Source organism: Faecousia intestinalis (assembly GCF_040096185.1).
GTDB lineage: Bacteria > Bacillota > Clostridia > Oscillospirales > Oscillospiraceae > JAZOXB01.
This window is the reverse complement of record NZ_JBBMFF010000123.1, coordinates 1-1,505: the sequence shown is the minus strand read 5'-3', so window position 1 is coordinate 1,505 and position 1,505 is coordinate 1. Positions and strand designations below refer to the sequence as shown.

General features: G+C 60.5%; 2 protein-coding genes. One reads left to right on the top strand and one right to left on the bottom strand.

What is annotated here, in order from left to right:
- Positions 1-420: MATE family efflux transporter (locus WMO66_RS02460; protein ID WP_349134823.1), on the bottom strand; the 420-nt coding region annotated here is incomplete at its 3' end.
- A 252-nt stretch (positions 421-672) separates the two neighbouring features.
- Here WMO66_RS02460 and WMO66_RS02455 point away from each other — a divergent pair.
- Entirely contained in the window at positions 673-1,416 is a 744-nt protein-coding gene (locus WMO66_RS02455; RefSeq protein WP_349134822.1) for an SDR family NAD(P)-dependent oxidoreductase, read from the top strand.
- Positions 1,417-1,505 lie beyond the last annotated feature (89 nt).

Genomic DNA, 1,505 nt, shown 5'->3' with positions numbered 1-1,505 from the left:
CAGGGAGGACAGGATATTATAGAGAAAGAGAAAGGGCAGACCATAGAAATAGATGTTCAGATAGGTGGCTGCGATCTCCAGCGCGTCGGGCGGAGTCTTCAGGGCGGTCATGATCTGCTCACTGCACAGCAGCCCGACGCCAGCCAGCAGGACGCTGACGGCCAGAAACGTCAGCAGGGCGGTGTAGACGGCGGACTTCATGCGGGCAAAGCGCTTCGCGCCGAAATGCTGGCTGATGATGACGGAGGCGCCGATGCCGCCGCCGATGGCCACGCAGATGAAGATCGTTGTGAGCGCGGAGGACGCGCCGACGGCGGCCAGCGCCGCTTCGCCGTTGTAGTGGCCGACGATCGCGGAGTCCACGATGGTATAGGCCTGCTGGAAGAGGTTTCCAACGATCATCGGCAGGGAGAATTTCAAAAGCGCCCGCGCGGGCCTTTCGGTGATCAGATAGTCGGTTCCGGGTTTCAGGACAGTCGCTTCCTTCCGCAGGTAATCATTCCTTCATATTGTACCGAATGCGGAGAAAACTGTCAAGCCGGAGCCCGATCATGCACACCGTCTATGATTCTGATGCAAAAAAACAATTGGATTTTTAGGAAATATTTGATATTATTGAATCGATAAAACAATATTGAATAAACAATGGATCGATGGAAAGGAGTAACGGATATGTTAAACGGAAAAAATGCGATCGTGACCGGCGGAACGCGCGGCATCGGGCTTGCCGTTGTCCGGACGTTCCTGCACAATGGGGCAAAGGTGGCGCTGTTCGGCAGCCGGGAGGCCTCCGTGCAGAGAGCGCTGACGCAGCTGCGGGAGGAGCAGCCGGACTGGCCGGTGATGGGCCTCTGGCCCGATCTGACGGACTATGCCGCCGTGGAGCGGGCGGTGCAGGAGGTCGCGCAGACCTTCGGCGGGGTGGATATTCTGGTGAATAATGCAGGGATCTCCGCGCGGGAGCCGCTGGCGGATTATTCGCCCGAGGCGTTCCGAAGCATCATGGACCTGAATGTCACGGCGGTGTTCCACGGCTGCAAGGCCGTCGAGCCGATCATGCGCGCAGCAGGGAAGGGCTGCATCATCAACACCAGCTCCATGGTCAGCCTCTATGGTCAGCCGAGCGGCGTCGGCTATCCCACCAGCAAATTTGCCGTCAACGGCCTGACACGCAGCCTCGCCCGGGAGCTTGGCCGCGCGGGCATCCGCGTCAATGCGGTCGCGCCCGGCGTCACGCGGACGGATATGGTCGCGGCCCTGCCGCAGGAGTTGGTCGACCGCATCAGCGCGCCCATCCCGCTCGGCCGCATCGGCGAGCCGCAGGAGGTCGCCAACGCCTATCTGTTTCTTGCCAGCGATCTGGCAAGCTATGTAACGGGTGAGATCCTGTCCGTCGACGGCGCAGCGCAGACCTGAGCGGAAAGCTGCCGGGGGGGATGCTTGATTCGGAAGCCAGAATAAAAACAGCCCCTGCGCTGCCGGTGGGAAAGAGACCGGCAGCGCAG

Coding starts and splice junctions, on each gene's coding strand:
- WMO66_RS02455 (WP_349134822.1), top strand. CDS start 673: ATGTTAAACGGAAAAAATGCGATCGTGACCGGCGGAACGCGCGGCATC.